The organism is Vulcaniibacterium thermophilum (assembly GCF_007923255.1).
GTDB classification, from domain to species: domain Bacteria; phylum Pseudomonadota; class Gammaproteobacteria; order Xanthomonadales; family Xanthomonadaceae; genus Lysobacter_F; species Lysobacter_F thermophilum.
In genome coordinates this window covers 1-24483 of sequence record NZ_VOHJ01000007.1, presented here as the reverse complement: position 1 = coordinate 24483, position 24483 = coordinate 1, and the positions used below count along the sequence as shown (strand labels likewise).

General features: G+C 71.0%; 29 protein-coding genes. 21 read left to right on the top strand and 8 right to left on the bottom strand.

Translation table 11 applies throughout. The annotated features are described in order from the left end of the window. The first annotated feature begins 14 nt into the window (after positions 1–14). Positions 15–995 (top strand): IS5 family transposase, encoded by a 981-nt coding sequence (locus FQY64_RS04600; protein ID WP_146472530.1) that lies wholly within the window; start codon positions 15–17, stop codon positions 993–995. A 249-nt stretch (positions 996–1244) separates the two neighbouring features. On the opposite strand, the gene FQY64_RS04595 is transcribed toward FQY64_RS04600, so the two are convergent. Beyond that, on the bottom strand, positions 1245–1712 hold the full coding sequence (locus FQY64_RS04595) for a hypothetical protein (RefSeq protein WP_146472529.1): 468 nt from the start codon (positions 1710–1712) through the stop codon (positions 1245–1247). 63 nt (positions 1713–1775) lie between these two features. Here FQY64_RS04595 and FQY64_RS04590 point away from each other — a divergent pair, with 63 nt between their 5' ends. The 10 genes from FQY64_RS04590 to FQY64_RS04545 all read left to right on the top strand — a co-directional run bounded on the left by FQY64_RS04590 (position 1776) and on the right by FQY64_RS04545 (position 8721). Next, positions 1776–2114, top strand: coding sequence for a hypothetical protein (locus tag FQY64_RS04590; RefSeq protein ID WP_146472528.1), 339 nt, complete (start codon positions 1776–1778; stop codon positions 2112–2114). Between the two features lie 201 nt (positions 2115–2315). Continuing rightward, the gene (locus FQY64_RS04585; protein WP_146472527.1) at positions 2316–2594 is read left to right on the top strand and encodes a hypothetical protein; all 279 of its coding nucleotides are present in this window, start codon (positions 2316–2318) and stop codon (positions 2592–2594) included. A gap of 545 nt (positions 2595–3139) precedes the next feature. Further along, positions 3140–3736, top strand: a complete 597-nt coding sequence (locus FQY64_RS04580) for a DUF6151 family protein (protein WP_146472526.1) — start codon at positions 3140–3142, stop codon at positions 3734–3736. Positions 3737–3928: 192 nt separating this feature from the next. Next, positions 3929–4273, top strand: coding sequence for a hypothetical protein (locus FQY64_RS04575; RefSeq protein ID WP_146472525.1), 345 nt, complete (start codon positions 3929–3931; stop codon positions 4271–4273). A 258-nt stretch (positions 4274–4531) separates the two neighbouring features. Then, positions 4532–5086 carry a hypothetical protein gene (locus FQY64_RS04570; RefSeq protein ID WP_146472524.1) on the top strand — a complete coding sequence of 185 codons (555 nt, stop codon included), beginning with the start codon at positions 4532–4534 and terminating at the stop codon, positions 5084–5086. 27 nt (positions 5087–5113) lie between these two features. Further along, a complete protein-coding gene (locus FQY64_RS04565; RefSeq protein ID WP_146472523.1) occupies positions 5114–6091 on the top strand; it encodes a glycoside hydrolase family protein in 978 nt (325 codons plus the stop codon). Then, entirely contained in the window at positions 6064–6942 is an 879-nt protein-coding gene (locus FQY64_RS14695) for an XVIPCD domain-containing protein (protein WP_186760853.1), read from the top strand. The genes FQY64_RS04565 and FQY64_RS14695 overlap by 28 nt, the downstream gene beginning before the upstream one ends. Before the next feature lie 223 nt (positions 6943–7165). Continuing rightward, positions 7166–7525, top strand: a complete 360-nt coding sequence (locus FQY64_RS04555; protein WP_146472522.1) for a hypothetical protein — start codon at positions 7166–7168, stop codon at positions 7523–7525. A 114-nt stretch (positions 7526–7639) separates the two neighbouring features. Next, positions 7640–7828: a CsbD family protein gene (locus FQY64_RS04550; RefSeq protein WP_146472521.1), complete on the top strand. Its 189-nt coding sequence runs from the start codon at positions 7640–7642 to the stop codon at positions 7826–7828. A gap of 206 nt (positions 7829–8034) precedes the next feature. Further along, positions 8035–8721: a hemerythrin domain-containing protein gene (locus FQY64_RS04545; protein ID WP_146472520.1), complete on the top strand. Its 687-nt coding sequence runs from the start codon at positions 8035–8037 to the stop codon at positions 8719–8721. Between the two features lie 7 nt (positions 8722–8728). On the opposite strand, the gene FQY64_RS04540 is transcribed toward FQY64_RS04545, so the two are convergent. Genes FQY64_RS04540 through FQY64_RS04530 form a run of 3 tightly spaced genes read right to left on the bottom strand, consistent with a single transcriptional unit; the run spans position 8729 to position 12140 of the window. Beyond that, positions 8729–10066: a GAF domain-containing protein gene (locus tag FQY64_RS04540; RefSeq protein WP_146472519.1), complete on the bottom strand. Its 1338-nt coding sequence runs from the start codon at positions 10064–10066 to the stop codon at positions 8729–8731. Further along, a complete protein-coding gene (locus tag FQY64_RS04535) occupies positions 10063–10560 on the bottom strand; it encodes a hypothetical protein (RefSeq protein WP_146472518.1) in 498 nt (165 codons plus the stop codon). Before FQY64_RS04535 ends, FQY64_RS04540 begins: the two co-directional genes overlap by 4 nt. Further along, positions 10560–12140 (bottom strand): FAD-dependent oxidoreductase, encoded by a 1581-nt coding sequence (locus FQY64_RS04530; protein WP_222431751.1) that lies wholly within the window; start codon positions 12138–12140, stop codon positions 10560–10562. The genes FQY64_RS04535 and FQY64_RS04530 overlap by 1 nt, the downstream gene beginning before the upstream one ends. 297 nt (positions 12141–12437) lie before the next feature. Here FQY64_RS04530 and FQY64_RS04525 point away from each other — a divergent pair, with 297 nt between their 5' ends. The 7 genes from FQY64_RS04525 to FQY64_RS04495 all read left to right on the top strand — a co-directional run bounded on the left by FQY64_RS04525 (position 12438) and on the right by FQY64_RS04495 (position 16754). Then, complete coding sequence (locus tag FQY64_RS04525) at positions 12438–12830, top strand: DUF1801 domain-containing protein (protein ID WP_308435000.1); 393 nt, start codon at positions 12438–12440, stop codon at positions 12828–12830. A gap of 10 nt (positions 12831–12840) precedes the next feature. Continuing rightward, complete coding sequence (locus tag FQY64_RS04520) at positions 12841–13326, top strand: helix-turn-helix transcriptional regulator (RefSeq protein WP_146472516.1); 486 nt, start codon at positions 12841–12843, stop codon at positions 13324–13326. Further along, positions 13323–13745, top strand: a complete 423-nt coding sequence (locus tag FQY64_RS04515) for a VOC family protein (protein ID WP_146472515.1) — start codon at positions 13323–13325, stop codon at positions 13743–13745. Before FQY64_RS04520 ends, FQY64_RS04515 begins: the two co-directional genes overlap by 4 nt. After that, a complete protein-coding gene (locus FQY64_RS04510; RefSeq protein WP_146472514.1) occupies positions 13742–13990 on the top strand; it encodes a hypothetical protein in 249 nt (82 codons plus the stop codon). Before FQY64_RS04515 ends, FQY64_RS04510 begins: the two co-directional genes overlap by 4 nt. A 13-nt stretch (positions 13991–14003) precedes the next feature. Further along, entirely contained in the window at positions 14004–14513 is a 510-nt protein-coding gene (locus FQY64_RS04505; protein ID WP_146472513.1) for a DUF1801 domain-containing protein, read from the top strand. A 79-nt stretch (positions 14514–14592) separates the two neighbouring features. Continuing rightward, complete coding sequence (locus FQY64_RS04500) at positions 14593–15150, top strand: DUF3228 family protein (protein ID WP_146472512.1); 558 nt, start codon at positions 14593–14595, stop codon at positions 15148–15150. Between the two features lie 149 nt (positions 15151–15299). Continuing rightward, the gene (locus FQY64_RS04495; RefSeq protein WP_186760852.1) at positions 15300–16754 is read left to right on the top strand and encodes a GGDEF domain-containing protein; all 1455 of its coding nucleotides are present in this window, start codon (positions 15300–15302) and stop codon (positions 16752–16754) included. A gap of 320 nt (positions 16755–17074) precedes the next feature. On the opposite strand, the gene FQY64_RS04490 is transcribed toward FQY64_RS04495, so the two are convergent. Then, complete coding sequence (locus tag FQY64_RS04490) at positions 17075–18370, bottom strand: DEAD/DEAH box helicase (protein WP_146472510.1); 1296 nt, start codon at positions 18368–18370, stop codon at positions 17075–17077. A 341-nt stretch (positions 18371–18711) separates the two neighbouring features. Here FQY64_RS04490 and FQY64_RS04485 point away from each other — a divergent pair, with 341 nt between their 5' ends. After that, positions 18712–19629 carry a M14 family metallopeptidase gene (locus FQY64_RS04485; RefSeq protein WP_146472509.1) on the top strand — a complete coding sequence of 306 codons (918 nt, stop codon included), beginning with the start codon at positions 18712–18714 and terminating at the stop codon, positions 19627–19629. 49 nt (positions 19630–19678) lie between these two features. On the opposite strand, the gene FQY64_RS04480 is transcribed toward FQY64_RS04485, so the two are convergent. Continuing rightward, positions 19679–20521, bottom strand: a complete 843-nt coding sequence (locus tag FQY64_RS04480; RefSeq protein WP_146472508.1) for a class I SAM-dependent methyltransferase — start codon at positions 20519–20521, stop codon at positions 19679–19681. A 55-nt stretch (positions 20522–20576) separates the two neighbouring features. Further along, the gene (gene ygiD / locus FQY64_RS04475) at positions 20577–21437 is read right to left on the bottom strand and encodes a 4,5-DOPA-extradiol-dioxygenase (RefSeq protein ID WP_229814837.1); all 861 of its coding nucleotides are present in this window, start codon (positions 21435–21437) and stop codon (positions 20577–20579) included. A 146-nt stretch (positions 21438–21583) separates the two neighbouring features. Between ygiD and FQY64_RS04470 the strand changes: the two genes are divergently transcribed. After that, positions 21584–22528, top strand: a complete 945-nt coding sequence (locus tag FQY64_RS04470) for a dienelactone hydrolase family protein (protein WP_146472507.1) — start codon at positions 21584–21586, stop codon at positions 22526–22528. Positions 22529–22701: 173 nt separating this feature from the next. Continuing rightward, complete coding sequence (aroA, locus tag FQY64_RS04465) at positions 22702–24006, top strand: 3-phosphoshikimate 1-carboxyvinyltransferase (RefSeq protein WP_146472506.1); 1305 nt, start codon at positions 22702–22704, stop codon at positions 24004–24006. 121 nt (positions 24007–24127) lie between these two features. On the opposite strand, the gene FQY64_RS04460 is transcribed toward aroA, so the two are convergent. Beyond that, on the bottom strand, positions 24128–24483 hold a 356-nt coding region (locus FQY64_RS04460; RefSeq protein WP_146472505.1), incomplete at its 5' end, for an energy transducer TonB.

The following is a 24483-nucleotide window of genomic DNA, read 5'->3' as shown; positions in this document are numbered from 1 at the left end:
GGGATGACGCTCGAATGCAACTGACGTTCGGTGATGCCGAGGATCTGGGCCAGCGCAAGCGGACCCGCCGCGAGGTGTTCCTGGCCGAGATGGACCAGGTGGTACCGTGGCCGGCGTTGCTGTCGCTGATCGAGCCGCACTACCCGAAGGCGGGCCGTCCCGGCCGACAGCCGTATCCGCTGGCGACGATGCTGCGCATCCACCTGCTGCAGCAGTGGTATGCCTTGAGCGACCCGGCGATGGAAGAGGCGTTGCACGACACGCCGGTGATGCGCCGCTTCGCCGGGCTGGGCGGTCTGGCCGACATTCCCGATGAGACCACGATCCTCAACTTCCGCCGGCTGCTGGAGACGCATGAGCTGGGGCGGGCGCTGTTCGAGCGGGTCAATGCGCATCTTGCGCGCAAGGGGCTGAGCCTTCGGGCGGGCACGATCGTGGACGCCACGATCATTGCCGCGCCGAGCTCGGCGAAGAATGCCAGCGGCACGCGCGATCCGCAGATGCACCAGACCAAGAAGGGCAATCAGTGGCACTTCGGGATGAAGGCGCACATCGGCGTGGACAGCGACTCCGGACTGGTGCACCACGTCGAGTGCACGGCGGCGAACGTGGCCGACGTGACCCAGGCGCACAAGCTGTTGCACGGGCGGGAGGACATTGTGAGCGGCGACAGCGGCTACACGGGCCTGGACCGGCGCGAGGAGCTGCAGGGCGTGGATGCCGCCTTCTGGATTGCCGAGAAACCTTCGAAGCTGCGGGCGATGAAGAATGGTCTTGATCGTCGTCATGCCGAGCGCTGGGAGCAGCACAAGGCCAGCGTGCGCGCCAAGGTCGAGCATCCGTTCCGGGTCGTGAAGCGACAGTTCGGGCACGTCAAGGTGCGCTACCGCGGCTTGCTGAAGAACACGCAGCAGATGCTGACGCTGTTTGCGCTGTCGAACCTGTGGATGGCGAGGCGGCGATTGTCATCGGTTGCGGGGAACGTGCGCCTGTAAGGCGGGGAAAATCCGCCCACAGCGTCGTTTCACCCCCTGGTCCCATAGCGGAACGGCCATCCCACGCCCAAGAGGCTGTCTCCCGGTATCTGTGTGGGTTGTTCAGACCTTCCTTAGAGATGAAGCTGTCTGGCGAAAAGAGTTCCTGCGCCGTGGGTATAGCGAAGCTCAGGTGAATGCCTATTTCAACCGATTGCACGAGTTAAATAGGAAGGCGGGGTGGTACAAATGATGGAGCCTCAGGTGTTGTTAGGAAAAAGCTACAGTCAGCTCTTTCGAGATGGTCTTATCGAAGGGACTAAGCCTGCCGAGCGTATAGAAGGATTTCTGTATGTCGAAGCTCCGGCTGAGGGTTACTCTCTGGCCTTCGATGGCGAGGACACTGTTGATGCGGTCCACCTCTATCGAGAGGGGCACCGTGGATATGCTGGGTACAGGGGGATCCTTCCACTCGGCCTCACGTTTGGCATGAGCCAGAAGGATGTCCGGAGTATCCTGGGTAACCCAACCGATGCTCGTGATGAGCAGACGATTCGGGTTCTCGGGGCTGTGCCTGCGTGGGACCGATACAGGGTTGAGTTCGGTTGGGTGCATGTCGAGTATGAGATGAATCGAAGCGGCATCAGGCTCGTAACCATTTTCGGATCGGGGGGCGCTGGCGCCCAAGGTGCCGCTTGATACGTAATCGAAGAAGCCCGGTCCGCCGGGCTCCTTCACTTTAGTATGGGTGGTAGCCAGTACCTAAAACGCTGGTCGCCGGATGCGGGTGATGCGGAGCTCATGGATGACAGCGGCATGCCGCTGCGCACGCTCGATAGCGTGACGGTCTACGGCGACCCGCAGAAGACGTGGGCCAACTTCAGCGACGCCTGGTGGCGCTACGAGTTCAACACCTGGGCCAAGCGCTACGGCTATCGCGAGATCCCGCGAGGCGCGAGCGCGGACGACGCGCGCCGCACCTATGTGCAGGTGAGGCAGCGGTACGACCAGGAGTGGCACCGAAACAGTTCGCGAGCCTCTACAGCCTCGCAGAGTGTCGGACGGCTACCACTCGTAGGGGTGCAAGTGCCGAGTTACGTGGTAGGCCCGGCCATCATGGATGGGGGCGTACGCTTTTAATGTCTCCAATCCCTCGAACCGTGCACCCTCGCCGCACGCGGTGATTCCGCCAACTTTGGCGTCAGTAACAGCCAGCCAGCGTAGCCCGGGTAAGCGAAGCGCACCCGGGCTCTTCCTGTAACCATCGAGTAGGGCGGGTCTTCGACCCGCCGCCTCGCATCCGCGCTAGCCTATTGACCTCTGGAATGCAGGGTGAAAGGGATGAACGCCACCGTCGTCGGTCTCGTGACGCCGCATCTGCTGCGCGTGGTCGACCTCGCCAACGAAGCCGAGAAGGGCATGAACGTGGACTGGCACGTGCGCCAGGCGGTGTCCGCGACCATGGGCGAGCTGGGCGACCAGTACAACGCGTCCGCGTTGGCGGCGGCGTATGTCGAGGGCCTGGAGAACGCCGCGCGCCAGGCGCCGCGCACCCGCGTTGCGTACATCCGCGTCCTGCAGGCCGCGGCCGCGACGGCGCGCAGTCTCAGGCGCGATTGACGCGATAGCGGCAGACGAGAGCGGCGCAGACGGGGCGGACTCGTTTCTTCCCGTGCCCGGAGGCGACAGCGAACCGGCCCGGTTGCGTAGCTTCCCCACATGGCGTCCCAATTCCGGCTGTAGCCCGGGTAAGCGAAGCGCACCCGGGGCCTTTGTCGCGGCGGCCGCCTTCGGCGGCTTGTTTTTGGTTCTTCACCCAAGTCCGGGTGCGGCCTTCGGCCTTACCCGGGCTACGGGCGTCTGGTCGAGGGCGGTCCCGGTCGCGGCCTTCGGCCTGGCCGCGCGGAACGCCGGAAGCCTGCTCCGCCGGTGTCGGCATCCCCGCGAAAGCGGGGATCCATGGACGTCCTGCACGCCGCGGCGGAACGTCCATGGGTTCCCGCTTGCGCGGGAACGACGAGTGGGCGGCCGGCCAGGTCGCGCCGCGTCGGGTGCGCCTCCTGTCCATGACGTCGGCGACCGCCGCCACCGCCACGCCCTTCCGCGTCGCGACGCCCGCCGATCGGGCACAGTGGTCGTCGACCGAACCCGCCACGAGGACGGCCATGGATACGACAATCCCCCTGCGTTGCCGCTGCGGCACGGTGAAGGGCGAGCTGGATGCCCGCCGCGCGTACACGCGGGCGACGTGCTACTGCAAGGACTGCCGGGCGTACGCGCGCTTCCTCGGCGTGCCGGGCGTGCTGGATGCCGCGGGCGGCACCGACGTGGTGCCGGCCGCACCGGCGGCGGTGCGCTTGACCGCCGGCACTGAGCATGTCACCTGCATGTCGCTCAGCCCCAAGGGCATCCTGCGCTGGTACGCCGCGTGCTGCCGTACGCCGCTCGGCAACACCCCGCGCGACCCGAAGCTGCCCTACGTCGGCCTGGTCACCGCCTGCTTCGACGCGCCGCCGCAGACCGTGGATGCCGCGTTCGGCCCGCGCGACCGCATCGTGCTCAATACGCAATCCGCCACCGCGCCGGTGCGCGCCACGCCGCTCGGCTTTCTTGCGGGCGGCCTCCGCATCCTCGCCGGCATCCTTCGCGCGAAGCTGCGCCGCGAACGCGCCACGTCCTTCTTCGACGCCGCCGGTCGCCCGCTGCGCGAGCCCGACGTCATCAGCCGCGAAACCCGCACCGCGCTGGAGCGCGCGGGCTGAGCGCGCGTCAAGCGGTGACGTTCCCCGGTTCCCCGGCGCGGCCCGGCTTTGCCTGGACTATAGGTTTCCTTCCGTTGTAGGCGACACGAGATGCAGGCCGGACGATGCGATGGCACCTTCCCCCAAAAGACTATCGACGGGAAATGCCGTTACCCTTGCAGCCCGGGCGAAAGGAGCCGCTAAGGAGAGGACATGCAAGGAGGCCGGATCAACCCGCTTTTGGCACTCGTCGCCGCAGTGACGCTGCTCACCGCCTGCGCTACCGCCGCGGATGCGCCCTCGGCACAAGCGGACTTCGCCGGCACCTGGTCGGTCGAGTGGTGCAGCAAGAACAACCCGAACCTCGACTGTGCCGGCTTTGTGGTCACGCTCGTGCAGGAAGGCGAGCGCCTATCCGGCGACTTCGGAGGTGCGCTGGTCAATCTGCGGCAGGTCGACGAAGGATTGATCGTCGGTACGGTCGTCGGCAGAACAGCCGTTCTGACAGCGCAAAGCAACCGAAACGGTACTGTCGTCCTGTGCGCGCCGAGCGGGTAGGCAACGCCTTGCGATGGAAGGTGATCGACGAGGTTGTCGATGGCTCGGGCGATATCGATGTGCTTGCCTACGACGAGGTTCTGAAGAGGAGCGTGCCGGGAGAGTCGCCATCATCGGAGTGATCCGATGCTCGTCGGATTGAGTGTCTCCTGCTACGGAAAGTCCCTTGAGGATGAGCTAGCCGACGGGCAACGGCGCGTGTCAGGAAGCGACCGTCAGGTGAAGCATCAAATACCAACGGAGATGGAGTTAGCGACAATGGATATTCAGCAGTTGCGAGCCAGCCTCGCCCGAGGTCTGATCGGCGGACTCGGGTGCATGATCGTCGCGGTGCCGGCGTGCGCGAGCGGGCCGTCGAAGGAAGCGTCAGGGAAGTTTGCCGGCGCATGGCAGGCGACGTGGTGCGACCAAGCCAACCCGACGCCGGACAAGTGCGGTCGTTTCGATCTTTACCTTACGCAGGAAGGCGACCGCATCTGCGGGGGACATTACGTGGCGACGCCCGGACTGTCGCGCATCGACGAGGGCGAGTACGACAGCGTCAAGGGCACCTACGACGGCGGCACCGCCACCGTCGTCATCACCAACTCCCGCAACGGCTCGACGCATCTTGCGACAGCGCGGCTCGAGGGTAACCGGCTGCGCTGGAAAATGATCGGCATGCTCTCGGGAGGGACCACGGACGAGCCCGCCATCATCCCGCTGGCGCAAACGCTTGTGCGCGACGAGAGTTCCGAGGCACTGGAAATGCTCGGTCGTGTTCGCGAGGCGCCTTGCCGGTGGCCAGACGAGACCAAGCGGCCCGCGGATTGAACAGTTGATAGCACGGAGGCTGTTTTCATGAGGTACGACGAGCTCACGCGTGATGAGTATCGGCGCCGGGCCGCCGACATGATCATGCACTTCGAGGGCTTCCATCCGCGCCCCTACGACGCCCGCGACGGCAAAGCGACCATCGGGTACGGCTATACGTTCAATCGGGATAACAACGTCGAGCTCTTCGATCGGGCGGGAATCACCCTGACGGAAGGGCAACGCCAGCATCTTGCCGTGATCGATGCGGCGATGCCGGGTCAACGAACCGCGCTCGGGTTGCAAGCGCCTATCGTCCTGACGAGACAGCAAGCGCGTGACTTGCTCGAACTCGCCAGTTTGGACCGCTATGAGGACGCCGCGAACCGCATGCGGTTGCCTTATTCCGACGAGCGGGCCGTCGTTGTTTCCATAACGTACAACCGCGGAAGTGGGCGGGTGCTCGGTGATGCGATGCACCCCTTTCGAGCGGCGCTCGAGCAGGATGATCGTGCGGAGGCCTGGTACCAGATCCGTTACAACAGTTGGGGGACATCGAGCCGGGACGAAGCGGGCCTTCGCAAGCGCCGTGGCATGGAAGCGCAGATCTTCGGCCTTTACGAGGATCCGCAGAACGTCACACGCGAAGAAGCTCTGAGCGTCTATCGCATGTTCGAGTTGCACCGCGAGAACATCGAGGCGCTGGAAAGGCGTTGGGGTGTGGCGTTCGATGGGAGGTCGGAGCGTGGTGCGAACAACATCGTTACGATGGCGAACCGCGACTACCCCGATCTGGTGCGCGTCTACGGTCGGGTACCGACCATCACCGAGGCGCTGACGCCGGCGCGGGATCGGCTGCTGCGTGACCTTCGCGAGCAGTATCCGGAACTCGCAGACCGCCTGGGTCCCGACGCATTTCCGCCGCTGTCCGTGTTCGTCGACCCCGGCAGAGCGTTGCGCAGTCCGCCTTTCCCGCGTCAAACGGCAGCGGCGGTTTCATGGCCGGACTCCATGCGCAGCAGGTGAGCGACGCGCACGCCGCCACCCTCGACGCCCGCCATGTTCGCAACGGCGTCGAGCAGCCGCGCAACGATTTGCTGATTGGTGAAGGTGGCGATGATGTCCTGCGCGGCGGGCTCGGTGCGGACGTCATGCTGGGCGGCACCGGGCACGACCGTTACGAGGTGGACGCGGGCGATGTCGTCAAGGACGCGGACGGACGCGGGACGCTGGTGTGGAACGGTCGGGTGTTGGACGGCGGCGTTCTCGACCCTTCGAGCGGGCACTTCCGTAGCGCCGATGGCGCGTTCACTTATCGACTGGACGGCTCGCGGCTGACGGTCGCCAATGCCCGGGGCGACTCGGTGCGGATCGAGGGATTTCGCGACGGGGACCTCGGCATTCGCCTGGCGCCAGCGCGCGCGCCTGCCGTGACGCCACCCGCGGGCTCGCCCGACCCCCGCAACCCCGACCATCCCGACCACGCGCTCTACCGCCAGGCGCAGCGTGCCGTCCACGCGCTCGATGCGAGCCTCGGCCGCGCGCCGGATGCGGCCAGCGAGCGGATGATCGCCAGCGTGCTGCGCCTCGCGAAGGAAAACGGCTTCAAGCGTATCGATCACGTGGTTCTCAGTCGGCAGACCGGGCATGTGGCGGGAGGGCAGAACGTGTTCGTCGTGCAAGGCGCTCCGAACGATCCGGCCGCGTTGCGCGCGCACATGCCGACGGAGCAGGCGGTGGGCACGCCGGTCGACGAGTCGTTCCGCGCGCTGCAGGCGATCGAGCGGCATCCGGGTCGGTCGGCGGATCGCGCTGTCGCTCACGAGTACGCGCACGAGCCGCCCGTGCACCAGGCGCCCGTTCTGCAGCGCGGCTGAGCCTGCGCGCGGCATCGCGCCGCGGTTCGCCGCGCCAGCACCATGTCCCATCGCAGCGTGCCGTCGCTCGTCGGAGCCGGCGGAGAACGCGAGTCGGCTGCGTGTCAACTGGGGCACGCCCCAGGGGGGGCGGGCGCACGGACGGGCGCTGCTGTGACGATCGCTCCACCTGCCGCGCACGACAATCCTGCGCTTGCGCGGTCGTTGCGGATGCGATGTCGAGATGGATTACCTCGTGCGGTACTACCAGTGGGACGACGCCCGCTGTCGTCCTCATGCGGACTGCCTGTGCGAGGAGGTGGTGCGGGTGTCTTCGCTTGCCGATCTTCCCGCCGACGGGCGGCTCGTCGCGCTCGCGCCCGACGCGCAGCCGCCGGCGAAGGCGTATCGCATCGTCGGGCGGCGTTTCGTGCCGCTGGAGGGCAACGAAGGCGGCGCCCGCGGGATGTTCCGCGTCGATGTGTATCTGCAGGAGCTGCCGGAGGCGTCGAACGAGCCGCTCGATGCGGCGCACGAGGGCGCTCGCGCGAGGCCGGGCGGCGACGGTCTGGCGGGCGAGCAGCGGCCGCCGGGCGGCGTGTGACGCGGGCCCGACCCAACGCGCGACTGGACGGGGGACTTGGGCGCTCACGGAGATACCACCGACGTCACGCTAGAACGGCTCATGCGCACTGCCGCGCGTCTTCGGAGGTGAATCATGGATCCGCATCGGAAGGAAGGCACCAAGGAGAACCTGAAAGGCAAGGTCAACGAGATCGTCGGCGATCTCACCGGCAACCCGGTGCGCGAGCGTCAGGGCCGGGCCCAGCAGGAGCTGGGCGAGAAGGAGCGCGAGTACGGCGAGGCGCGCGATCGCGCCCGCGACAGCGGCGCCGATCCGGATTGAGCGCCTCCGTGCGTCCTGTCGGGCCCCGGCATGCCGGGGCCTTTTGCTGTGCGGGATACGCGCAAGCGCGAATGCGCTTAGCAAAGATTTAGGAAAGCCTTAGCCATCATTTAGCAATCGACTCCGGCGCGGATGCGTAGCCTGCTGCGCTCGCCGGCCCGCACGGCCGGCGGTGTTCCCTTCCCCCGTTCGACCGGAGTGTGCCCATGCAGTCCCGCCACGACATCTACGAGCTCATCCACAAGGCGCTGCGCGCGCGCCTGTCGCGCACGCTGGTCGCCATCGGCCAGTTGGACGCGGATGAGGACGATTGCGTCCGCGAAGTGGTCGAGGAGACGCGGACCACGCTGGCGATGATGCGCGGGCATCTGCAGGCCGAGAACGCGTTCGTGCACGCGGCGATGGAAGCGCGCGCGGCCGGTTCGACCGCCCGCATCGCCGGCGAGCACGAGCATCACGAGCAGGACATCCGCGCGCTCGAGGACGCCTGCGCGGCGCTGGCGGCCGCCGAGCCCGCCACGCGCGCCGCGCTGGCCAGGCGGCTGTACGTGCAGTTCGACGGCTTCGTGCAGGAGAACCTCGAGCACATGCGCTACGAGGAGCGCCACCACAACGCGGTGCTGTGGTCGCACTACAGCGACGAGGAGATCCTCGGCATCGAGCGCGCGCTGGTGGCGTCGATTCCGCCGGACAAGATGGCGCTGTACCTGCACAGCATGATCCCGGCCGTCCCCACGCGCGACCGGGCGAAGGTGCTCGGCGGCGTGCGGGCGTCGGCGCCGCCGGAGGCGTTCGCCGCGATCTACGCCGCGGCGACCGCGCTGCTGGACGGCAAGGCGCGCAGGCGGCTGGAGGCGGCGATGGCCGGGGCGCCGCTGCACGCGGCGGCCTGAGCGCGGCTCACGGCGATTCGCACAGCACCACCGGCCGGCCGACGTGCAGGCGCAGCCTGCCGCGGCCGGTCTTCTCCAGCCGCAGCGCGCCGCCGCGCTCGGCCAGCCGCTTGGCGAGCAGGATCAGGCGCGCTTCGAGGTTGTCGGTGACGTCGGGCAGGCCGATCGCGGGATCGCGGCGCAGCTCGCGATTGGAGAAGTCGACCCGGCCCTCGCGCGTGTAGGTCTGCAGCAGACGCCAGAGGATCGCGCCGGCCACGCCCTTGATCAGGTAGTCCTCGTCCAGGAAGACGCTGTTGTCGCGCGCGTAGCGGCGTACCAGCAGCGGCGGCGCGCCATCGGGTTCCGGCCGAGACGATTGCGCGCCCGGCGCGTCGTCGGTCTCGGCGTCGTCCTCGAGCGCGCGGATGGCCCAGCCCAGCGTGCCGGCCAGGCAGACCAGCGCGTCCTCGTCGTCGTGGTTGAAGCGGCCCTCGTCCTCGCTTTCGACGTACACCAGGCCGAGCGCGTCCTCGCCGAGCAGGATCGGCACCGCCATCTGGCTGCCGGGCTCGGCCAGGCCGGGGAAGGGAATGGCGGTTTCCAGCGGATCGGCCAGCCCGCGCGCCAGCGCGCTGTCGCGCACGGCGCGTCCGTAGGCGTACTCGGCGGCGGAGTAGTTGATGCGGATCGGCACGCGCTGCTGCGCGGCCACGCCGATCACGCCGGCGCCGTAGGGGATCTCCGAGCCCACGCCCGAGGTGGCGTAGCCGCGGCTGGCGACCAGGAACAGCCGGCTGCGCTCGCGGTCGCATAGCAGCACCATCGCGTGGCGGATGTCGAAGCGGGTTCCCAGCGCTTCCAGCAGGGTCTCGAACAGCGCGGCCATGGTGTCGGCGCGCGCTAGCCGTTCGCCGGTCTCGCGCACGCGGGGCAGCAGCCGCTTGTAGCGCTCGGGCCGCGCGGGCGCGCCGCCCACCGGCTCGATCGCCTCCACCCGGTACACGTCGCTGCCGCGCAGGCGGAACACCTCGCTCATGCCCGAGTGCGAGGCGATACCGGCCAGGCGCGCCTTCATGCTCTCGAACAGCGGCCCCTCGCTCTCGGTGCGCAGGTAGTGCAGGTGCAGGCGGTAGCGCGCGCCGCTCTCCGGATTGATGACGTAGGCCACCGCCTGCGGGTTGACCAGCACGTTCTGCCGCGTCTTGTTGAAGAACTGGAACGACAGCGCGACGTGGCCGGCATCGACCAGATGCACCTGCGAGACGTAGGTGATGTTGGGCGTGCCGTCGGGCGCACAGGTCGCGACCACCGCCGGCACGCCGCCGTCGAGGCATTCGCGGATGGCGAACAGGTCGCAGCTCACCGCGACGGCTCCAGCGGCTGGCCGGCCTGCGGTCCCGGCGTCTGCTCGAAACCTTCGTGCGGATGGAAGACCACGGCCACGCGCGCCGCCGCTTCGTGCGCGAGCAGGGTGCGCGCCAGCGATTCCGGATAGCCCGCGGAGACGACGGCGCGGGTGAAGCCGGCGAGGTACGCCTCGACCGCGCCGTGGTCGTCGTCGTCCGGCGTCCGCGCGTGGGCGTCGGCGGCCTTCACCTGCAGGGTGCGGTGGCGGACGATGTCGGAAAAGACGACGGCCATCAGGCGGTTGTCGGCGATGTCGCGCAGCAGGTCCTGCGACACGGCGGCATCGACGTAGACCCGCACCTCGCCGCCCGCGAGCACGCGACAGCCGAGGCCCTTGGTCACCGAGGGACGCAGGCGGGCATCGCGCGCGCCCAGGCTGATCGAGACGATCGACTGCATGAACGCGGCGCGGTCGGCGTCGAACCAGCCGGGAACGGGGCGCGGAGTCATCAGGCGATGCAAAGCGGCAGGGCGGTCATCATAGCCACGACGCCCGCGGGGGGGGTGCGTAGAGCGGCGTGGCGCGAGGGGCGATCAGGCGCGGGTTTTACGGACAGCCCCGGCCTCGCGCGCGGGCGGGCCGAACCAGGCGGCGAGGGCGTCGGCGAGTCCGGCATCGCGGCCGTCGCCGACCCAGGCGACGTGGCCGTCCGGCCGCACCAGCACGGCGGCGGGGGCGGGGACGGTGCCGTGCGCCGGCACGTCCCAGGGGCCCGCGCAGCGCGCGCGCACGTGCCGGACCCGATCCGCCCAGGGCGGCGCGATGTCGAGCCGCCGGGCACGTCGAAATCGAGCAGCAGCGGCCGCGCGCCGTGCAGCAGCGCGTAGGTGCGGAGCGGGCCGTGCGTGGTGTCGAAGTCGAGGTCGGGCATGCGGCGACCGAGCAGCGGATGGCCAGCGCCGAGGTCGTAGCGCACGTCCAGGCCGGACATCTCGGCGGCGAGGCGGCGGCGCGCTTCATCCACCTGCAGCAGCTCGGCGAACATCCCGCGCAGGGCGCGGCTGCGCGTGTCCGTGCGGCGCAGCGCCACCTGCGCCATCGTGTTGCGCAGCACGCGCGCGGCCACAGGGTGGCGTTCGGCGTGGTAGGTGTCGAGCAGCGCCCCGGACGTGAGGCCGGCGACCACCTGCGCCAGCTTCCAGCCCAAGTTCACCGCATCCTGCACGCCGAGGTTGAGGCCCTGGCCGCCCAGCGGCGGATGCACGTGCGCGGCGTCGCCGGCCAGCAGCACGCGGCCACGGCGGTATTCGGCCGCCTGTCGCGCCATGTCGGTGAAGCGCGACACCCACGTCGGCGAGTGGATGCCGAAGTCGGTGCCGTAGATGCCGGCCAGCGCCCCGCGGACGTCCTTCAGCGTCGGATCGCCGCCCGGCGCGAGCCGGCGCTCGGTCAGCACGATGCGTGCGCGTCCGTCCTCGGTCCTGCCGATCGCGTGGACGCCGTGCGCGTCCTCGTGCAAGCCCCACTGCGGTTCCTCGGCGGTGTCGGCCTCGGCGATCAGCCAGCTCGTGGTGGCGTCCCAGCCGGGGAAACCGATGCCGGCGGCCTTGCGGATGCGGCTGCGCGCGCCGTCGCAGCCGACCAGGTAGCAGGCGCGCAGGCAGCGGCCGTCGGCGAGGGCGAGCTCGACGCCGGCGTCGTCCTGCGCGAAGCCGTCGGCGTCGATGCCGCGAAGGACCGGCACGCCCAGCTCGTCGACCCACTCGGCCAGGACGCGCTCGATCCGGTGCTGCCACAGCGCCAGCGTGTAGGGATGGCGGGTGGGCAGATCGTCGATCGCGAGCGCGGCCAGATTGAATCCGACCACCGGCACGGTCTGGCCCTGCGCGAGGAAACGCCCGGCGATGCCGCGCTGGTCGAACACCTCGAGCGTGCGCGCGTGCAGTCCGCCGGCGCGCGAGCCGGCGACGGACTGATCGGTCCGGCGTTCGACCAGCGCGACGTCGACGCCGGCCAGCTTCAGCTCGGCCGCCAGCGTCAATCCGGTCGGGCCCGCGCCCACGATCACGACGTCATGCGACAGGGGCATACGGCTACCTCGCTCGGTCCGGGGCCGGCGACTCTGCCCCTGCCGATGCGCCTTGCCGCAAGCCCCTGGCGCTGATATACGTTGGAAACGGGGCGAGGCGGGCCTTCGCCCACCGTCCAGTCGCAGCGGACGCCCCGGACGTTTCCACGCCGATACTGCCGGCCGCGCGCCGCGCGATCCGCCGTCCCCAACCCTTGTCACGGAGGCCTGGGCGTGGCCCGCAGGACGTCCGCGAAGAACACAGGCCGAACCGCAACACAGGCACCGGCGGGCGCGCAGGGCTCCGGCACGCCGAAGCTGCTGGCCGGCGGCAATCCGCAGATCCCGAAAGGCGAGGGCGATGCGCCGGTGCAGGCGTACATCGCCGCGATGCCCGGCTGGAAGCGCGCGGTCGGCGAGCGCCTCGACGCGTTGATCGGGCGTGCGGTGCCCGACGTGCGCAAGGCGGTGAAATGGAACTCGCCGCTGTACGGCATCGACGGGCAGGGCTGGTTCCTCGGCCTTCACTGCTTCGAGCGCTACGTCAAGGTGGCGTTCTTCCGCGGCGCCCGGCTCGATCCGGTGCCGCCGGAGCCCTCGAAAAGCGGCGACACGCGCTACCTGCATGTGCGCGAGGACCAGCCGTTCGACGAAGCGCAATTCGTCGCCTGGGTGAAACAGGCCAGCCGCCTGCCCGGCGAGCGCATGTAGGCCGCTGCGGATGGCCACCGGTCAGGACCCGCGTCTGCTGCGCCGTCTGCTGCGCGCCAAGGACCGCATGGATGCGGCCTCGCACGAGGCTTGGCCGGTCTCGCGCCTGGCCAAGGTGAGCGGCGTGTCGGAAGCGCATTTCGCGCGTTCGTTCAACGAGGCGTTCGGCATTCCACCGCACCGCTACCTGCTGACGCGCCGGATCGAGCGCGCCATCGCGTTGCTGCGCGATACCGACCTGCCGATCCTCGACATCGCGTTGCAGACCGGCTGGAACAGCCTCGGCACCTTCGGCCGCGTGTTCCGCGACGTCACCGGCGAAACCCCCGGCGCGTTGCGCGCGCGCATGAAGGCGACGACGCACCGGCTCGCCGCCGTGCCGCCGTGCTTCCTGGCCGCCGCGCACCGGCCGCACCTCGTTCGCGCAGTTTCGGAGAAGCGCCGGCAGGAGGCGATGCCTAGCATGGACGCATCGACCGGAACGGAGGCGATATGAGCGAAGGCATCGGCGTGGTAGGACTGTACGTGCGCGACCAGGACGAGGCGCTGGCGTTCTACGTGGACAAGTTGGGCCTGCGCATCGCCAGCGACGTGCGCAACGGCGATTACCGCTGGCTGACGGTGCAGCATCCCGATCAGCCGGGCTTCCAGCTCGGCCTGTTCCTGCCGGGGCCGCCGGTTCACGACGAGGCGACCGCGCAGGCCCTGCACGGGATCGTCGCCAAGGGTGCGATGCCGCCGCTGGTGCTCAACGTCGACGATTGCCGCGCGACCTACGAGCGCCTGCACGCCCGCGGGGTGGAGTTCACGCAGCCGCCGATCGAACGTTACGGCAACGTCGATGCGAGCTTCCGCGATCCGTCGGGCAACGGCTGGAAGCTGATCCAGTCGCGTCGTGAGGGGGCCGGCCGATGATCGCCGGGGGATGGGTGCGGCGGGTGCACCGCGCGCTGGCGATTGCATTCACGCTCGCGGTGATCGCCAACTTCGCCGTGCAGGGGCGCGAGGCGCTGGCGTTCTGGGTCGGCGTGCTGACGCTGATTCCGCTCGCGCTGCTGCTGCTCAGCGGTCTCCATCTGTTCGCGTTGCCGCATATGGCGCGGTGGCGCGCAGCGCGCGCCGCGGGCGCACCGGCCGGCGACGAACGCATCCGCGGTTGACGGAGAGCCGACGATGACCGGAACGAAAACCCGATCCCCGCCCGCCGCCGCGCGCGCTCGCGCCGGGACGACGGCTGCAAGGGAGGCGCCGAAGAAGGCCGCCAGGCCCGTCACCGCACGGGCTGGCAGCGAGGATGCCGCGGTCCGGATCGACCGCCTGATCGCCGGACTGGCCGACTGGCGTGGCGCGACGCTCGCCGGGATCCGGCGCGTGATCCGCGAGGTCGAGCCGGGCGTGATCGAGGAATGGAAGTGGATGGGCACGCCGGTATGGTCGCACGGGGGCATGGTCGCGCTCGCCAATGCGCACAAGGACAAGGTGAAGCTCACCTTCTTCCACGGCGCCCGTCTGCGCGATCCGCACGGCCTGTTCAACGCCGGGCTGGGCGGAAACAGATGGCGTGCGATCGATTTCCGTCAGGGCGACGCGGTCGACACCCAGGCGCTGCGCGCGCTGCTGCGCGAGGCGATCGACTACAACGCCACGCATGCGGTACCGGGGAGTCGCGGCTCGCGGCGATAGTCGCGCCGCTCGGGACGTGCGTTGCGGGCAGCGGCGCAGCCGCGATAATCCGCGCCTTTCCACGCCTGCCGCCGGAGCCATGTCGATCGTCCTCACCGAGTTCGCCCGTTCCCGCCTGTTTCCGCGCGAGCCGCGCCGCAACACCATCCAGGACTGCACGCCGGAGGCGTTCGAGCGCCATCTCAACACCGTGCCGCCGTTGAAGGTGCTCGACGGCTATGCGCCGTTCTGCAAGTTGCACGTGCACCGTAACTGGACCTCGACGCGCTGCCTTGCGGTACCGATCACGGACGAGAACCGGCACCTGCTGCGTTCGGACTACGAGGCGCGCACCACCGACGAACTGCCGGTGCTGGTGCGCTGGTTCGAGGGCATCGAACCGCCGGTGGCCAAGTACCTGATCCCGATCCTCTACAGCCGCGAGCAATTGGCGAGGGAGGGCACGCGGATCGACGCCGACTGGGGCGTGGTGGGCTGCATGTACACGATGGAGCCGGAAGAGACGCCGATGGCGCCGATCACGATGATGCGCAATGCGCTCGGCGTGGAGGAGGGCGGCTCGGGCGTGCCGATCGACCGCGCGGCGTACCTGCGCAGCGTCGAGTTCTGGCGCACGCACGCCAACTGGCGCGGATAGCCGCGCGTCCGGTCGGCCGCGACGCGGCCGGTCGCCCGCCCGGGCCTCGGCGGGGTTACCCTGTGTGCGGTCCCCGCCAGCGGACGGGAGGGCGGCATCCCGACATCCGAGGGGGCGAGATGGGCGTCAGACGACCAGGGGCCGCAGCCGTGCGATTCGCGGCGGGCGTGCGGCTGCAGGTGGCGATCCTCGCGCTCTGGCTCGGCACGTTCGTGCTGGCGCGGGTGCTGGAGCACGCGCCGCACGCCAGCCTGTGGTTCCCGCCGGCGGCGGTGACGTTCGCCGCGCTGCTGGTGGTGGGCGCACGGGCGTTGCCCGCGATCCTCGTCGCCGGCACGGCGGCCACGTTTCTGGCCGAGCTGCAGTACGCCGGGGTGGTGCGGCCCGGCGTGCTGGCCGCATCCAGCGTCGCCTTCGCGCTGACCCACGGTGCGGCCTATGCCCTGCCGGCGATGCTGCTGCGCCGGCACCACGCGCGCAGGCCGCGCGATGTCACGCTCGGCGCGGTGACGAAGTTCGTGCTGCTGGGTGCGGCAGGCTCGGCGCTGGCGGCGTTGGGCGGCGTGCTGGCGTTGAGCGCGACCGGGCTGATCGAGACCGACGCGCCCGGACGTCTGATGGCCGCGTGGTGGATGGGCGACTTCGTCGCGCTGCTCACGCTCGGCCCGCTGTTCATCCGCTGGATCGTGCGCGCGGCCGGAGCCGCGCGCGCGCACGGCGCGTCCCGCTTCAGCCCGTTCCAGAGCGATCCGGAGCCGGGCTCGCGCACGGCGGCGCTGAAGCTTGCGGCCATGGCCGCGACCACCGTGGCGATGCTGGCCGCCGCGCACGCGCTCGGCGAGCGCAGCCTGCTGCTGGCGCTGCTGGTGGTGCCGCTGATCCTGCAGTTGTGGGTGGTGCACAGCGAGAACCGCGCCGCCGCGCTGAAGGGCGTGGTGCTGTTCGGCCTGCTGACGGTCGGCGCGGGCGCGCTGTTCGACGCCGCCACCGACGTGGTGGCGCTGCAGTTCGCCGCGATCGGGCTGGCGGTCAACACCTACTTCGGCCTCGCGGTGCCGGCGCTGTACGCCAGCAACGAACGCCTGCGCGATCAGGTGACGCGCGACCGCCTCACGCGGGTGATGACGCGGGCCTACTTCGAGGATCGGGCGACGCAGGAGCTGGAGCGCGCGCGGACCGAGGGCCGGCCGGTGGCGGTGGTGCTGTTCGATCTGGACGGGCTGAAGGCGATCAACGACACCCACGGCCATGCGGTGGGCGATGCGGTGCTGGCCGAGCTGGCGGCGCGCTGCGCGGCCTCGGTGCGCCCCGGCGATCTGCTGGGGCGGTTGAGCGGCGACGAATTCGCCGCGTTCCTCCCCGATGCCGACGCCGCGGTCGCCGATGCGGTGATCGAACGCATGCGCGCGGCGTTGCGGGCGACGCCGATCGATGCCGCGGTAGGCGTGGTCAGTGCCAGCTTCGGTCGCAGCGCGGGCCTGCCCGCGGACGGCACCGTGCCCGACCTGCTGCGCGCGGCCGATGAGGCGATGTACGCCGAGAAACGGCGCGCGCGGCAGATGCAGGCCGCGACGGCGGGCGATACGGCGCACGTTGCTGGATGACGCCGGGCGGAGTGCGCTGGCCCTCACCCCAACCCCTCATCCGGCCCGCCGCAGCGCGGCGGGCGTTCGTCTGGGTTTCGTAGGTTGGGCTGAGCGCAGCGAAGCCCGACATCGCGTGGCGGGGGCCCACGTTGGGCTTCGCCTTCGGCTCAGCCCAACCCACGGATCACGCCTTGCGTAGGGCGGGACTTGTCCCGCCGCCTGTGCGATCAACCCTGCGCGCCTGCCGCGCGCCCTCACCCCAACCCCTCTCCCGTGGACGGGAGAGGGGCTTGAGCGCGTGTCGGCGTGTCGCTTATGCCGGGTTGGAGGTGCCGACGTCAGCGCGCGGCGCGGCTGCGCTGGGCCTGCGCGCGCGGCTTCGCCTGCGGGCCGTGCGCGTGGCGCGTCGCCGGTTTGCCGTGCGGACGGCGGGCGGGCTTGGAGGCGCGGCGCGGGGTCGCCGTCGATTCGAGACGGAGCGCATGCGACGGCGCGAACCCGTCCACCGCCACCTGTTCGATCGGCTGCCCGAGCAGCTTCTGCACCTGCGCCAGCAGCGCGCCTTCCTCCAGCCCCACCAGCGAGATGGCTTCGCCGGTCGCGCCGTTGCGCCCGGTGCGGCCGATGCGGTGGACGTAGTCCTCGGCCACCATCGGCAGGTCGAAGTTGATCACCAGCGGCAACTGCGGGATGTCCAGCCCGCGCGCGGCGACGTCGGTGGCCACCAGCACGCGCGAGCGTCCGGCCTTGAACGCATCGAGCGCCTTCTGCCGCTGCGCCTGGCTCTTGTTGCCGTGGATGGCGACCGCCTGGATGCCCGACTTCTCCAGTTGCTCGGCCAGACGGTTGCAGCCGTGCTTGGTGCGGCCGAACACCAGAACGCGGTCCTGGTAGCGCGCAGCCAGCAGGTGCGTCAGCAGCTCGCGCTTGCGCGCGCTCTCCACCGGGTGCGCGGTGTGGCGGATGGTGGCGGCCACGGTGTTGCGCGCGGCCACTTCCACCTCGGCCGGCTCGCGCATGAACTCAAGCGCAAGCGCGCGGATGCGCGCTTCGAACGTGGCCGAGAACAGCAGCGTCTGGCGCCGCTTCGGCACCCGGCCGACGATGCGCTTGATCGCCGGCAGGAAGCCCATGTCGAGCATGCGGTCGGCCTCGTCGAGCACCAGAATCTCCACCCCGTCCAGCCGCGCGGTGCCGCGTTCGAGGTGGTCGATCAGGCGGCCGGGCGTGGCGACGAGGATGTCGACGCCGCGACGCAGGGCGTCGATCTGCGGGGTCATGCCGGCGCCGCCGAAGATCGGCACGATCGACAGCCGCAGATGACGGCCATAGGCGCGCAGGCTTTCGGTGACTTGCACGGCCAGCTCGCGGGTCGGAACCAGGATCAGCGCGCGCGGCGCGCGCGGACCGGCAGGCGCGGTCGCGGCGGCGAGACGGCCGAGCAGCGGCAGGCCGAACGCGGCGGTCTTGCCGGTGCCGGTCTGGGCGCCGCCGAGCACGTCGCGGCCGGCCAGCACCAGCGGAATCGCCTGGCGCTGGATCGGGGTGGGGGTGGTGTAGTTCTTGTCGGCGAGCGCGCGCAGCACGGCGGGCGGCAGGCCGAGGGCCTCGAAGGTCGAGGTATCGACGGTCATTGAAAAACTCCGGATGACGTTGAGCCACGGCGAACCGTGGGGCGACTCGAAGCTTTCCTTGACCGCGCTGCGAGTGTGGAACGCACTCGGGAGTCCCGGTGCGCGTCGGCGCCTGAGATGCGTGCGGATGACGTCGCGTTGCCGCGCGAGCGGCGGTCCGTGCGGACCTGCGAGAACCCTGGAAAACGCGCCCGGAGGCGGATGCCGGGCGCCGGACGGGGCCCATCCTACGCGATATCGGCTCCGCGTGCCGGCAAGGGGGCGCCCGGCCTGGGAAACGAGGCCGGGCACGACGGCCGGTGCTACAGTCGCCCGCCCGTCGCGACCACACCGCCCACGCCATGAGCACCACCCCGTATCCGATCGGCATCCCCGGCCGCCCGTGGGGCGAGGAGGAGCGCGCGCTGTGGCGCGCGCGCCAGACGCGCAAGCGCAGTTACGCCGAGGACGTGCTCAGCGTCATCGAGCGCCTGCGCCCGCGCTTCGACGTGGTGCGGTACGGCCAGCTCGACTATCCGCCGGAGTGCTATCCCCTGTACGCGATCCGCAGCCGCGACTGGAGCGAAACGCGGCCGGTGGCGCTGGTCACCGGCGGCGTGCACGGCTACGAGACCAGCGGCGTGCACGGCGCGCTGCAGTTCGCCGAGCGGCACATGGCCGACTACGCCGGCCGTCTCGACGTGCTGGTGGCGCCGTGCATCAGCCCGTGGGCGTACGAGCGCATCCATCGCTGGAACCCGCATGCCGTCGATCCCAACCGCTCGTTCCGCGACGGCAGCCCGGCGGAGGAATCGGCGGCGCTGCTGCGGCTGATCGCGCCGCTGCGCGAGCGCGTGCTCGTGCACATCGACCTGCACGAGACGACCGACTCGGACGAGCATGAGTTCCGGCCCGCGCTCGCCGCGCGCGACGGCAAGCCGTTCGAACCCGGCCACATCCCCGACGGCTTCTACCTGGTCGACGACACCGAGAATCCCCAGCCCGCGTTCCAGCAGGCGATCATCGAGGCGGTGGCGGAGGTGACGCACATCGCGCCCGCCGACGCCGACGGCAAGATCATCGGCTCCCCGGTCGTCGCGCCGGGCGTCATCCGCTATCCGCTGCGCGAGCTGGGCCTGTGCGCCGGCATCACCCGCGCGCGCTACGTCACCACCACCGAGGTCTACCCCGACAGCCCGCGCGCCACGCCGGAGCAATGCAACGCCGCGCAGGTGGCGGCGGTGCGCGCGGCGCTGGATTTCGCGTTGGCGAACGCATGACCGCACCGGCCGGCGGCGAGCCGCTCGCGGATGCGGGCGCCGCCTCCGCTCATCGCCGCACCGCCAGCACGCCGTCCAGCGCGAGCTGCGTGCGGAAGCCGGCCTTGTCGAGGCGACGCGCCACCTCGCGCGGCACGTCGCGGCCGCTGGTGAGCGCGTTGGGCGCGCCGGTGTAGTGGAACAGGCGGCCGCCGCGGCGCAGCACGCGCGCGAGCTGGTCGTAGAACGCCTGCGCATAGAGCTCGCCGGCGATGCCGAAGCGCGGCGGATCGTGCAGGGCGACGTCGAACGAGGCGTCGGGAAGTCCGGCGACGGCGCGCGTCGCGTCGGCCTGGGCCAGATGCAGCCGGCCGCCGCTTTCGGGCGCCTCCGGATCGGGTGACCACGGGTTGAGCGTGCGCAGCCACAGCACGGTGTCGTTCTTCTCGAACGAGCGCACGTGCGCGGCGCCCGCTTCCAGGCAGCAGGCCGCGAAGTAGCCGAGGCCGCCGCAGGTGTCGAGCACCGCGCGACCGCGCGGCTCCACCAGCGCGACCTTGCGGCGCGCGTCCTCCAGCGGCGAGGTCTTCGCCGTCGGCAGCATCTTGATGCCGTCGATCTCGAACGTCGGCGGCCCCCATCCGGTCGGCACCAGCTTGATCAGCGCGCCGGCGTAGCGCGATGCGGGCACGAACGCCTCGCCGTCCCAGTAGTGGATCGTGCGGTCCTTCAGCCGCTCCGGATAGGGATAGCGGACGCCGCGCCAGCTCCAGGCGTCCGGCGCGAGCGCGACGTCGTCCTCGGAGCGGCCAAGATCGAGGGAGCCGCGCCAGCTTTCGTCGCCGGCGTCGCGCGCGGCGCGCAACGCATCGGCGAGCGGGCGGGTGATCAGCGGGCCGGCATAGCGCGCCACGACACAGCTCCGGAAGACGGCGGGGCACGCACCCTAACCGATCCGCGGCGCGCGGTCAGACGTTGCTGCCGTCGGCGGGCGCCGCGCCGGGCAGCGGCGCGCTGCCGGGCAGGCCGTGGGCGTCGGGCGGGCAGGGCACGCCGACCCCGTAGCTGATCATCGACAGCGAACCGTAGGCGTAGCCGTCCACCAGCGCCTGCGGCGCGATGCCGGTGGCGGCGGCGAATCCGGCGATGTACAGCAGCGGCAGGAAGTGCTCGGGCGTCGGCGCCGCGCGCGCGTAATCGGGATGACGCACGAGCCCGGGCGCGTCTTCCGGCCGGAGGGTGAGCACCTCGCGCACGTGCTCGTCGAAACGCCGAGCCCAGTCGAAGCCGCCGTCGCGGTCGCGCCAGTCGATCGCGCGCAGGTTGTGCACCACGTTGCCGCTGCCCATCAGCATCACCCCGCGTTCGCGCAGGCGGGCGAGCCGGGCGCCGAGCGCGAAGTGGTACTCGGCCGGTTTGAGCGCATTGATCGACAGTTGCGCCACCGGCACGTCGGCGGCCGGAAACGCATGCGCGAGCACCGACCACGTGCCGTGGTCGAGTCCCCAACTGTCGAGGTCGGCGCCGACGTGGTCCGGGCGCGCCAGTTCCGCGACCTCGCCCGCAAGCTCGGGCGCGCCGGGCGCGGGGTACTGCACGTCGAACAGCGCCTGCGGGAATCCGTAGAAGTCGTGGATCGTGCGCGGATGCGGCATCGCGGTGACGGCGGTGGCGTTGACGTACCAGTGCGCCGAGACCATCAGGATCGCGCGCGGTTTGGGCACGCTCGCGCCGAGCGCGCGCCATGCCGCGGTGTAGCGGTTGCGCTCGAGCGTGTTCATCGGACTGCCGTGGCCGAGGAATGCGGCGGGCATCGGAACGGTGGCCATCGCGGACTCCGGTGTCGGAGCCCCAGCCTACGCGCGGCGCGCGCAGGCGGCGTCCACGACCGCCGATCGGACCGATGCGCGACCGGAACGCCGCCTTCCCCCGGCCTGAAGTAAGGTCGGACGCCCGCCGACCGCCGAGCCTCGCCATGAGCACGCCTCCCCGCAGGAAGGCCAGCGACTTCGACCCGGAAGTGCTGCGCCTGTTCGACCAGTACGTGCACGGCCTCATCGACCGGCGCGGCTTCCTCTCGGGCGCGGCGCGCTTCGCGGTGGGCGCGACCACCGCCGCCGGGCTGCTCGCCGCGCTCAGTCCGCAGTTCGCCGCCGCGCAGCAGGTCAGGCCCGACGATCGCCGCATCGTGGCCCGCCACGTCGAGTTCGCCTCGCCCGCCGGCCACGGCACCGGCCGCGGTTATCTGGTGCGTCCGGCGAAGGCGCGCGGTCCGCTGCCGGTGGTGCTGGTGATCCACGAGAACCGCGGCCTGAACCCGCACATCGAGGACGTGACGCGGCGACTGGCGCTGGAGGGCTTCATCGCCTTCGCGCCGGATGCGCTGCATCCGCGCGGCGGTTATCCGGGCGACGAGGACGCCGCGCGCGCCGAGTTCGCGAAGCTCGATCAGGCGCGCACGCGGCAGGATTTCCTCGCCGCGGTCGACATGGTGCTCAAGCTCGAGGGCGGCAACGGCCGGCTGGGCGTGATCGGCTTCTGCTGGGGCGGGGCGATGACCAGCCTGATCGCCACGCAGCGGCCCGAGGTGCTGGCGGCCGCGCCGTTCTACGGCCCGGCGCCGCCGCTGGAGGACGTGCCGAAGATCCGCGCCGAGATGCTGGTGGTGCTGGCGTCGGAGGACGAACGCGTCAACGCCACCTGGCCGGGCTACGAGGCGGCGTTGAAGAAGGCCGGCGTGCGCTACAGCCTCTATCGGCCGCCCGGCACGCAGCACGGTTTCCATAACGACACCACGCCGCGCTACGACGAGGCCGCCGCGCGCGAGGCGTGGAAACGCGCGATCGCGCTGTTCGACCGCGTGCTGCGCAAGGGCGCGAAGGGCGCGCGCGACGCCGGGAAGGCGACGCGGACGGCCTGAGCCGCGCGCGTCCGGCGGCGCCGGCGCCGGGGCTATACTGCCGCGCCACGCGAACGCCGTTCGACGATGCGCGAGCCCTCCGGACGCCCGGCCCTTCCGACGTATTCCCGCGCGCCCCGCATGCCGTGGCGCGCGCACGTCCGCGCCGCCGCGCGGGCGACGGGAGCGCGCGCATGACCGCCTGGATCGCGCGGCCCGGCGCGCCGCTGCGTGGCCGCCTGCGCGTGCCGGGCGACAAGTCGGTCTCGCACCGCGCGATCATGCTCGGCGCGCTCGCCGAGGGTGTGACCCGCGTGCGCGGTTTCCTCGAAGGCGAGGACACGCGCGCGACCGCGCGGGTGTTCGAACGGCTCGGCGTGCGCATCGAGACGCCCGACGCCAGCGAGCGCATCGTTCGCGGGGTCGGACTGCGTGGACTGCGGCCGCCGGCCGCGCCGCTCGACTGCGGCAACGCCGGCACCGGCATGCGTCTTCTGGCCGGAGTGCTGGCGGCGCAACCGTTCGACAGCGTGCTGATCGGCGACGCGTCGCTGTCCAGGCGGCCGATGGGGCGCGTGATCGACCCGCTCTCGCGGATGGGCGCCCTGATCGAGGCCGAGCCGGGCGGCCTGCCGCCGCTGCGCATCCGCGGCGGACGGGCGCTGCGCGGCATCGAGTACGCCACGCCCGTCGCGAGCGCGCAGGTGAAGTCGGCGCTGCTGCTGGCCGGCCTGTACGCGCAGGGCGAGACCGTCGTGCGCGAGCCGCATCCCACGCGCGACTACACCGAGCGCATGCTGGCCGCGTTCGGCTGGCCGATCGAGTTCGCTCCGGGTTTCGCGCGCATCGCCGGCGGGCATCGCCTGCGCGCGACGGAGGTGGACGTCCCGGCCGATTTCTCCTCGGCGGCGTTCTTCCTCGTCGCCGGCAGCGTGATCCCCGGCTCGGACCTGACGCTGGAGGCGGTGGGGATGAACCCGCGCCGCACCGGCCTGCTCGACGTGCTGCGCGCGATGGGCGCCGACATCGAGCAAACGAACCGGCGCGAGCAGGGCGGCGAGCCGGTCGCCGACCTGGTGGTGCGCCACGCTCCGCTGCATGGCATCGAGGTGCCGGTCGATCGCGTGCCGGACATGATCGACGAGTTCCCCGCGCTGTTCGTCGCCGCCGCCTGTGCGGAGGGCGTCACCGTCGTGCGCGGCGCGGCCGAGCTGCGGGTCAAGGAGTCCGACCGTATCGCGGTGATGGCCGAAGGTCTGCGCGCGCTGGGGTGCGAGGTGGAGGAGGCGCCGGACGGCGCGCGCATCGTCGGCACGCCGCTGCGCGGCGGCGCCGTGCACAGCCGCGGCGACCACCGCATCGCGATGAGCTTCGCGATCGCCGCGCAGCGCGCCGCCGCGCCGGTGCGCATCGACGACGTCGACAACGTGGCGACCTCGTTCCCCGGCTTCGACGAGCTCGCGCGTCGTGCCGGCCTCGCCCTCGAACCCGCCCTGTAGGCGCGGCTTCAGCTACTCCCGCCGTGCGCCTACGGGCGGCTTCGGCGGCGGCCCAGCGCGTGCGCACAACCGTCCGCAACCGGCGTGCGGTCGCGGCTGAAGCCGCGCCTGCAAGGCGCGATCAGCGCTCGGTGCGGAAGTCGATCGGCACCTGCACCGTGTCCGCGACGGGCCGGCCGTTCGCGGTCGCCGGCGTGAATCGCCAGCGGCGGACCGCCTCCAGCGCCTCGCGGTCGAGCAGGCGCGAGCCGCTGCTGTCGGCGATCGACACGTCCTCCGGCGTGCCGTCCGCACCCACCCGCACGCGCACCAGCACGGTGCCGCTCTCGCCGCGCCGCAGCGCCTGCGGCGGATAGCGCGGCGGCGGCGACTGGCTGGCGATCGGGCGCGGGGGAACCGTCGCGCGCGGCGCGGTGCCCGGGGCGGCGGTGCCCGGCGGCGGCGTTTCGCGCGCGCGTTCGGCCACGCGCGGTCGCG